Annotated in this window: 10 protein-coding genes and 1 pseudogene; 2 read left to right on the top strand and 9 right to left on the bottom strand. The window is 65.5% G+C overall.

What is annotated here, in order from left to right:
• Positions 1–155: 155 nt before the first annotated feature.
• Positions 156–638, top strand: a complete 483-nt coding sequence (locus RH94_RS09695) for a hypothetical protein (protein ID WP_073947214.1) — start codon at positions 156–158, stop codon at positions 636–638.
• Between the two features lie 219 nt (positions 639–857).
• Here the strand turns inward: RH94_RS09695 and RH94_RS09690 are convergent, their stop codons facing one another.
• The 8 genes from RH94_RS09690 to RH94_RS42900 form a co-directional block, all read right to left on the bottom strand.
• Positions 858–1,118 carry a hypothetical protein gene (locus tag RH94_RS09690; protein WP_073947213.1) on the bottom strand — a complete coding sequence of 87 codons (261 nt, stop codon included), beginning with the start codon at positions 1,116–1,118 and terminating at the stop codon, positions 858–860.
• A gap of 337 nt (positions 1,119–1,455) precedes the next feature.
• Entirely contained in the window at positions 1,456–1,752 is a 297-nt protein-coding gene (locus RH94_RS09685) for a hypothetical protein (protein WP_073947216.1), read from the bottom strand.
• 196 nt (positions 1,753–1,948) lie between these two features.
• A complete protein-coding gene (locus tag RH94_RS09680) occupies positions 1,949–2,257 on the bottom strand; it encodes a hypothetical protein (protein WP_073947212.1) in 309 nt (102 codons plus the stop codon).
• Positions 2,254–2,985 carry a GntR family transcriptional regulator gene (locus RH94_RS09675; RefSeq protein WP_073947215.1) on the bottom strand — a complete coding sequence of 244 codons (732 nt, stop codon included), beginning with the start codon at positions 2,983–2,985 and terminating at the stop codon, positions 2,254–2,256. Before RH94_RS09675 ends, RH94_RS09680 begins: the two co-directional genes overlap by 4 nt.
• Positions 2,954–3,199, bottom strand: coding sequence for a hypothetical protein (locus RH94_RS09670; protein ID WP_324614255.1), 246 nt, complete (start codon positions 3,197–3,199; stop codon positions 2,954–2,956). The genes RH94_RS09675 and RH94_RS09670 overlap by 32 nt, the downstream gene beginning before the upstream one ends.
• Positions 3,200–3,219: 20 nt before the next feature.
• Positions 3,220–3,423: a hypothetical protein gene (locus tag RH94_RS09665; RefSeq protein ID WP_073947210.1), complete on the bottom strand. Its 204-nt coding sequence runs from the start codon at positions 3,421–3,423 to the stop codon at positions 3,220–3,222.
• Positions 3,423–3,551: a hypothetical protein gene (locus tag RH94_RS46095; RefSeq protein ID WP_267893350.1), complete on the bottom strand. Its 129-nt coding sequence runs from the start codon at positions 3,549–3,551 to the stop codon at positions 3,423–3,425. The genes RH94_RS09665 and RH94_RS46095 overlap by 1 nt, the downstream gene beginning before the upstream one ends.
• A gap of 180 nt (positions 3,552–3,731) precedes the next feature.
• Positions 3,732–4,010, bottom strand: coding sequence for a hypothetical protein (locus tag RH94_RS42900; protein WP_073947208.1), 279 nt, complete (start codon positions 4,008–4,010; stop codon positions 3,732–3,734).
• Positions 4,011–4,089: 79 nt separating this feature from the next.
• Between RH94_RS42900 and RH94_RS09650 the strand changes: the two are divergent.
• Positions 4,090–4,524 (top strand): annotated as a pseudogene (locus tag RH94_RS09650) (GntR family transcriptional regulator); the annotation flags it as partial.
• A gap of 73 nt (positions 4,525–4,597) precedes the next feature.
• Here the strand turns inward: RH94_RS09650 and ltrA are convergent.
• The gene (gene ltrA / locus RH94_RS09645; protein WP_199880911.1) at positions 4,598–6,364 is read right to left on the bottom strand and encodes a group II intron reverse transcriptase/maturase; all 1,767 of its coding nucleotides are present in this window, start codon (positions 6,362–6,364) and stop codon (positions 4,598–4,600) included.
• Positions 6,365–7,033: the final 669 nt, after the last annotated feature.

The following is a 7,033-nucleotide window of genomic DNA, read 5'->3' as shown; positions in this document are numbered from 1 at the left end:
TCGGGCGGGCCCGGACGGGTGACGAAAGCGCACGCCGCACACCCGGTCCGGCTGCCCCTGCCCGGCCCGCGGCCGCAAGCACACGGCCCCGGGGCGGAGCGACGGGCCACACGGCCACACGCCACTTCCCCTCACCGCACCACGGGATGAGCGACATGAGCAATCACCTGGTGGAGGACGCGAGCGACGACAGCTACGTCATGGACATCCTCGACATCACCCTGACCCCCGCATGGCCGCGCCTTGGACACCAGGTCCGCTGGGAGATGCACGGCCACCTCAAGGAGGCGGTCGACCTGACCCGGGTCACCTGCAGGGTGGTCATGAAGATCGGCCCGATGAAAATACTGGACAAAAGCTACAAGCTGCCCGAACTGCTGGCAAGCATGGGCACGAGCCTCTCGGGTGATCCCCGGCCGCCCGCCGGGCCGTGGCGGCAGACGTGGGACCTTCGGATCCCCGCGGCGGTGCCGGTGGCGAGGCACCGCATCCACCTGCGCGCCCGCACGGAGGACGGGAAGGACTTCCTCGCCCTGGACATTCCCGTCGTCTTCAGCCACCGATGGGCCACGGCCGGCGACGACGCCGGCTCGCCGAACCGCCCCGGGCTCGACCGGGATCTCAGCTGGTCGCTGTGACCCGGAGCATCGGGATCTCCCGGCAGCGACTCGCCTGATGTGCCCGCGCCCCGGCCGTGCCCGACCGAGCGGGGAACCACGGGGAACACCGGGCGGTCACGGTAGCCGGACACGGGAAGGGCCCCCGACCAAACACCCAGGTCAGGGGCCCTTCCCACAGCTCGTCGAGCGGAGGCGGTGGGATTTGAACCCACGGTGACATCGCTGCCACGACGGTTTTTAAGATTGCGTGTGGCACACGGCTCTGCGACGCAACCCCCACGCCCTGAACCGACCGCTCACGAAGATACCGACGCCGATGGACAGCGCAATCAACAGAATCGACGGCACGACGTCAAGGGTCACGTGCTGGCCCCCGGCTGCCAACGACACCAGGAAAGCAATCGCCGTGAGGGTCGCGCCGGCCACGGTAAGGAAGACCGCTATCTCGGCCCACCACATGGCCCACGTCGGTTGAGTCGTCATGGTGATGTTGTACATGGCGCATCTGGCTGCTGTACAGCAGGGAAGTACAGCGACCTCCGCGCCCAGGAGCAACCGCTGCCAACCCCAAGCAACCAGCTGACGTGCCTGACCGACCTCAGCGACCACCGTGCCCATAGTGCGCATCGAGGGGCGCACCGCGACACCCGCGCTCGGGCCGTCTCTGGGCCGTGCGGGGGTGCTCAACGATGACAGATGACGACAGTCGACGACGGCTCTTTCCCTGCTCAGAGACGGTGCTTCGGGTACCGGCGCAGGTGCCGATCAGTGAAGCAGAGTTGAGGAAGATCAGAAGTCGTCCGTAGACGAAGCAGAACGGCCGAAAGGCTGACGGTTACTGGTCTGCGGGGCGACGCAGCGAGCGCCTTTGAAGCAGGCCGCCCAGGATGACCAACGCCATGGCGAGGACGAAGAGCGTATCCAGCACGATCTCCGAATCCACTGCCACCTTGAAGGACATGATCGTCGCCAGGCCCGCGGCCAGCGACACTGTCCCATACCCCCACAGGTCCGGCCGAACTACGCGGCCTCGAAGCCACGGCGCCAGCCAACCCGTGGCCAACGCCAGGACGCCGGCGACAGCCAACAGGCCAAAGCCCACCGCAGCCGCACCAACAAGGAACCAGTCCACGTCCCACACCCCCATTCGCGTGTCCCATCACGCGGGCCTGATCATCACACGAAATCGCAGCCGAGTGCGGGCAGTTGCCTGTGAGGGCCACTGGGCCGTCCCTGAGCCGTCCGAGGTCAGCCAACGCCGACCGGCAACGGCAGAAGCCCACGACATCTGAGCTGGTCAGAGCCGTGGGCTTCTTCAGGCCCGCTGGTCAGCGAAACCGGTGATCAGTAGACCGGCTACTCAGGCGGTGATCACGGCTGGTTGCTACGCGGAGGGTGTCCCTCAGGGCTCCGGTCAGGTCCTTCGCCAGGAGTCGTAGGTCGTCCGGTTCCGTATCGGTGTCGGCGAGCATGTCCAACGCCTGGTCCAGGAGTTCGGTAGCCATGCCGAGTTGTGCCGATTCGATGTTGTCGGCCAGGCGGGACAGGTAGCCGTCGCTGTCATCGGTGCTGAGGAAGCAGGGCTTGCCATCGGGTCCCGTCCATGGGAGGAGCCGCAGCTCGTGTGACGTCGTCATCCTTCCGTCGCCCTCTCGTCGATCACATAGTGAGTGGTGAACACCGCGTCGGCGCGGTCCCCCGGCAGCACCAGGAGCGCCGCCTCGACCACGCGCCCAGCGGTGTCGGCCATCTGGCGTGTAATGGCGAGGACCGCCAGGGCAGAGCTGATCCGAAGGGTGGATGCCTCCTCCGGCGTCGGGAGCCGAACGCTGACCCTCTCCCGGACTTCCGCCGGCGGCGGGCGCAGCCGCGTCAGTCGCGTCATCACCCCCTCGTACGAGAGCGACTCGCGGAGCGCGGCGGCCGGCGCCAGGTCGCACGGGACGTAGATGCGGGCCAGGCTGTGCGGTCTCTCGCCTTCATGGCTGAGACAGAGGAACTCGGTCAGAGGGCTACTGGGCGACACCTTCAGCAGGGTCGCCAGATGCCCGCGGGCCCGAGTCCTGGTGGTGCGGACGATGACGCTCAGGTCTGTGTGAGCAGCGGCCTGTGTGTCCGGTGTTCGGCCCCCTCCGACGTACGTGATCCTGCGGAGGGGACGACGAACGAAGTTCCCCTTGCCGTGGACCTTCTCCACGAGGCCTTCCACTTGGAGCACGGCGAGAGCGTTCCGCAGCGTCGGTGTGCTGACCCTGTACTGCGTGGCGAGGTGGGCCTCAGAAGGAAGGCGTTCGCCGGGCTTGATCCGGCCGGTGGCGATCCGGTCTCGGAGGTCATCGGCGATAGCGTCGCGCCGAGAAGGCATGAGCTGGATCACCGCCTCGCACTCTCAGGATCCGCAGGGCGACGAGCCGGGTCCCCGTGTGCATGGTCAGCAGCTCGCCCGAGTCGAACACAAGTCGCTTGGCTCCACCGGGCAGTTGGAAGATGTCGGCCACCCGGCACGACTGGCCCCCGATCTGGATGACGTCGCCGCGCTGCACGCTGGCCGAAGTGATCTCGACGGGAGAGAGCGGCACGCCGCTGGGTGCTCCGCCCCTCACCGCGCCGCCTCCGTCGGCGCTTCTCGCGTGACGATCGTGTGGCAGGAGCAGTCGCAGGCTTCGTAGATCACCGGTACGTCAACCGGTGCGGTGGCCGGGGACGACTCCGCGCACGCGTGGTGCGTGCCGATCCGGCAGGAGATCGACCGGTAGGAGTCGGCTTCCACCTGCGTGGTGTGGGGCTGCTGACGGGAAGGCATCAGCGGTCACCCGCCGAGACGAACCAGGGGCCGGCGAAGGGAGGGCAGGGCACGGCCGTCGAGCGGTGACGCGCGCGCTCCTCGCTGGCCAGCACGTACGGACGGACGAGCGCGACCTCCTCGCCCATGAGAACGCCCGTGTGTCCTTGACGCTGTCGCAGGTACAGCGGTGCCCCGTGGGCGACCCCCAGAGAAGCGACCAACGGCCGCACGGGCGTTGCGGGGCGGCGGTGCCGACCCTTGCGGAGGTACCGCCCTCTGATGCGCGAGACGGTACGGCGGATACGATTGAACACGCTGCTCAGCTCCTATCGCTGATGGCCCGGTCCCCCGACATCGCCCGTCGTGGGGACCGTTTTGCGTACGACCGCCCAGAGGGTGCGGCCGTTCGATCTGGTGGCGAGAAGCCCGAATCGATCGGCCTGTGCGACCGCTTCCAGGACCTCCCGCCATGAGTCCGCGGAGAGTGGTTCTGGTACCTCCGCTTCGATGGCCGTGCATCCGTCGCGCTCCTCCACACGCGTGGCGAGTCCGACGGCCGACAACCGGGCCGCGATGGCCTCCGCGCTCACCTCTGAAGCGGGCACAGGGCATCCTCCGGTCACCGGCGATCACTCCAAGTGAAGTTGGTTAACTAGATTAGAGCTAGTGGACTAGATTTTCCATATGCCTGAGCAGCCGCCCTATCTCCGCATCGCCGACGAACTGCGGCGGCGGATCGCGGAGCACGAGTGGACGCCGGGGGACCGACTTCCTTCCCGTGCCCAGATCGCCCAGGAGTGCGGGGTGGGCGAGAACGTGGTCCGCCGAGCGCAGGAGCTGCTGATCTCCCAAGGTGTGCTGGAAGGCCGCGCCGGTTCCGGCACCTACGTCGCCGAGCCCCGGCAGCGCGTCCGGGTGGTCCGTTCGTCGGCACGGGAGCGGCCCGACGGCTCCCCGTTTCGCGCGGACATGAAGGCCGTGGGCAGGCAAGGTGACTGGGAGAGCCGGACCGACGCCAAAGTCCCGGCACCGGCGGAGATCGCGACGCGTCTCGGTATCGCCGAGGGTGACCTGTGCGTCCGCACCACGTACGAGTTCCTTGCCGACGGCAGGCCGGTGGTCGGGTAGCTGGGACCCATTACTGGGTCCCAGCCCCCTCAGAACCGTACGTGCGAGTTTCCCCGCATACGGCTCAAGCAAGCCTTACGCCGCTTTTCTTGTCATGCCCGCCGGCGTGAAGCTGACTGTGACAGGTAGCGTGCCGCACTTCCAGGTTGGACAGTGCATTACTGCCGCCGTGCTTTCGATGCACCACATGGTGGACATCGAATGCCCGGCGACCGGCCTCGAACCACGCAACCCAATCCCGCAGGCTGTCCGGCTCGAAACCCGCCCCTTCCAGAAGATCCAGACCACAGCCCGGGCACAGACCCTTCTGCCGCACGGTCAGGGTGACGATCAGTTTCTTCTCGTTCACCATGGTCGTGCTGCGCTTCCGGACGCGCTTCGACCAGAACTCCGCCAGCTCCGGGTCGTCCTTGGAATTGTCTCCAGGAACAACCTGGTGCCGTCGAATGGGGGTCCACGCAGCCTTCTGCAAATGCAGCTTGCTGTTACCGAACACCCACGTGTCCTGGCGCGTCGCGTGGTGTCGGCCCCAGAAATGGGACCTGATCCACTTGCGACCCTTCCTGCGGTGCCTCTTCACCGCCCACTTCCACAAAAGATCAAACGTATAGCGGTCAAGCCGCAAGAACGCCTGGTTCGCGGACACGGGCGAGTAGTAGGCCGTCCATCCCCGAATGAACGGGGCGAGGTTACGGATCAGGGTGTCCTGATCCGTGCCCATAGCCTTACGGATGGTGGACTTGATCTTCAACCTGGCGCGTTGTTCGGCCGCCTTGGACGGGGTGATCAAAGAGATGCCATTGCTGTGCTGTTGAACCGTGCATCCGAGGAAGTCAAACCCCTCACGAAGGTGGACCACACGGGTCTTTTCTTCGTTGAAGGCCAGCCCTCGCGGCTCCAGCCATCGCGCCAGCGATTCCTTGACCCGGTTCGCTTCATCCTCCGTGTGACAGAACACCACGAAGTCATCCGCGTACCGAATGAGTACCGTTGCACCTCGGGCGGTTTTGATGCCGCCCTTGCGCGCCCAGTACTTCACCCCTGCGGCCTGTTCCATTCCGTGCAGAGCGACGTTCAACAGCAGAGGGGAGATCACGCCGCCTTGCGGCGTGCCTTCTACCGTTTCGGAGAACGTGGAGTTCTCCATCACTCCGGCCTCAAGCCATCCAAGAATGCTCTCCCTGGCGGGAAAGAACCCGATGGAGTCCATCAGGTGCTTGTGGCTGATGCGGTCGAAAGCGCCCTTGAGGTCAGCGTCGAGTACCCACTGACGTGCGGGGTCATGCCCCGCGCTGCGCTTGACCGTTTGGTGGATCGCCTCCAGGGCGTCGTGGCAGCCACGTCCGGGCCTGAATCCATAGGACCTCGGTTCGAACCTGGCTTCCCATTCCGGTTCCAGGGCGTTCTTTACCCTGGCCTGGTGGGCACGGTCCGCGATCACCGGAATTCCCAGCGGTCGCATCTTCCCATTAGCCTTTGGAATGTATACACGCTTGACCGGTTTCGGCTTCGGGGCGTCCGCTTCAAGGTCCCGCACGAGGCGGGTCCTCTCGGCGGGATCGAGTGCCCTTTGACCATCGACACCGGCCGTGTTCCTGCCCGCGCTCTGTTGTGCCACCCTTCGCACGCTTACCAGCGTGTTGGAGTGTGAGCGCAGCATGAGCTTTTGCAGGTTTCGGACCTTCTTGAGGTCCCCTGCTTTCGCGGCCTTGAAGATTCGCTGCCTGAGACGCTTAACGTTCCGCTCCTGCGCGGACCAGTCGATGCTGTTCCATGCCTGAGCGTCGCTCAAGGTTCCGTTCCGGGAAGCGTCCACTTCCGTATCGGTCATATCTGCCTCCTGTTCTAACTTGTGCCTTGACTCTGCTTCTCGTCTTGCTCTGCCTTCAAGGGCTCACCAGATCCGCGTCAGCTCCCTTTCGGGACCCGCCACTTGGCGGGTATCCACCGGGTTATACAAGGAGCCTGGAGCGGCGCGTTCCCTTGCTTTCCCCTGCCCTTACGGGCTAGTGGCCTATGCTTCTCGGATCTTCCTGTTCCCGCAACGGGATTCACCTTCGTTGCCTCCGGCTTACCCGACCTTGCGGTCGGGACCGTTACGGGGTTTCCAAGTTCCGCAGTACTGAGTTGCGTTCGGGTTGGGAGTCCGCTCTGAACCGGGACCATGGTGACCACAGCGGGGTTTAACTGACTGCCCGCCCATGTGAGACTCCTCTGCCTCTAGTCCTCGGCCGCGTCGATTGCTTCCATCACGCGGGTCCACATTTCGGTCCGTACAAACACGGCTTCGCTTTCGCTCTCCCGTCCGAGCTTCCCCTCGCCTGTTGCCCCGTGATGGTCTGGGGGCTCTTGGGCTTTGACCGCCAGCTTCACACCACCCCATTGCTGGGGTCGCATGTGACGGCGGGGACCGGGGAGTTGGTCACTTCCCGGGCCGGGCCTCTTTCTCCTTTCTTGCCCGGCGCTCAGTAGCAGCGACTTACTTGTCGCACCAGTTGTC

The organism is Streptomyces kebangsaanensis (genome assembly GCF_001906585.1).
Lineage (GTDB): Bacteria > Actinomycetota > Actinomycetes > Streptomycetales > Streptomycetaceae > Streptomyces > Streptomyces kebangsaanensis.
This window is presented reverse-complemented; position numbering and strand designations above follow the sequence as displayed.

Bases quoted from the DNA above. Each gene is read 5' to 3' on its own strand.
- RH94_RS09695 (WP_073947214.1), top strand. From the start codon at position 156: ATGAGCAATCACCTGGTGGAGGACGCGAGCGACGACAGCTACGTCATG.
- RH94_RS09690 (WP_073947213.1), bottom strand. From the start codon at position 1,118: ATGTACAACATCACCATGACGACTCAACCGACGTGGGCCATGTGGTGG.
- RH94_RS09680 (WP_073947212.1), bottom strand. From the start codon at position 2,257: ATGACGACGTCACACGAGCTGCGGCTCCTCCCATGGACGGGACCCGAT.
- RH94_RS09675 (WP_073947215.1), bottom strand. From the start codon at position 2,985: ATGCCTTCTCGGCGCGACGCTATCGCCGATGACCTCCGAGACCGGATC.
- RH94_RS09665 (WP_073947210.1), bottom strand. From the start codon at position 3,423: ATGCCTTCCCGTCAGCAGCCCCACACCACGCAGGTGGAAGCCGACTCC.
- RH94_RS46095 (WP_267893350.1), bottom strand. From the start codon at position 3,551: ATGGGCGAGGAGGTCGCGCTCGTCCGTCCGTACGTGCTGGCCAGCGAG.
- ltrA (WP_199880911.1), bottom strand. From the start codon at position 6,364: ATGACCGATACGGAAGTGGACGCTTCCCGGAACGGAACCTTGAGCGAC.